This window comes from Sphaerisporangium aureirubrum (assembly GCF_042658925.1).
In the GTDB taxonomy this organism is placed as follows: Bacteria; Actinomycetota; Actinomycetes; order Streptosporangiales; family Streptosporangiaceae; genus Sphaerisporangium; species Sphaerisporangium aureirubrum.
Genome location: NZ_JBHSRF010000222.1, coordinates 1 through 540 on the forward strand (window position 1 = coordinate 1; position 540 = coordinate 540).

The 540-nt window shown below is 68.9% G+C and carries 1 pseudogene; it reads right to left on the bottom strand.

The features are described 5' to 3' along the window. A pseudogene (locus ACFP1K_RS41240) lies at positions 1–540 on the bottom strand (NDP-hexose 4-ketoreductase); the annotation flags it as partial.

Consider the following 540-nt stretch of genomic DNA (forward strand, 5'->3'; position numbering starts at 1 on the left):
CCCGGGTACGCCGGATCGCCCGCGACAGACCCTTGATCGCGTCGTCCTGACCGATGATCCGCTTGTGCAGCTCGTCCTCCATGCGAAGAAGCCGCTGGGACTCCTCCTCGGTGAGCTTGAACACCGGGATGCCGGTCGCCGTCGCCAGCACCTCGGCGACGATCTCCTCGGTGACGTTGCCCTCGTCCTCGCGCGGGTCCCCCTCGGTGTACATGCGGCGGATCCGCATGCGCGAGCCGGCCTCGTCGATGAGGTCGATCGCCTTGTCCGGCAGGAACCGGTCGCTGATGTACCGGTCGGCCAGCTGCGCCGCCGCCACCAGCGCCCCGTCGGTGATCGTCACCCGGTGGTGCTTCTCGTACCGCTCCCGCAGGCCCTTGAGGATCTCGATCGTGTGGGTGAGGCTGGGCTCGGCGACCTGGATGGGCTGGAACCGGCGCTCGAGCGCGGCGTCCTTCTCCAGGTGCTTGCGGTACTCGTCCAGCGTGGTCGCACCGATGGTCTGCAGCTCGCCGCGCGCCAGCATCGGCTTCAGGATGC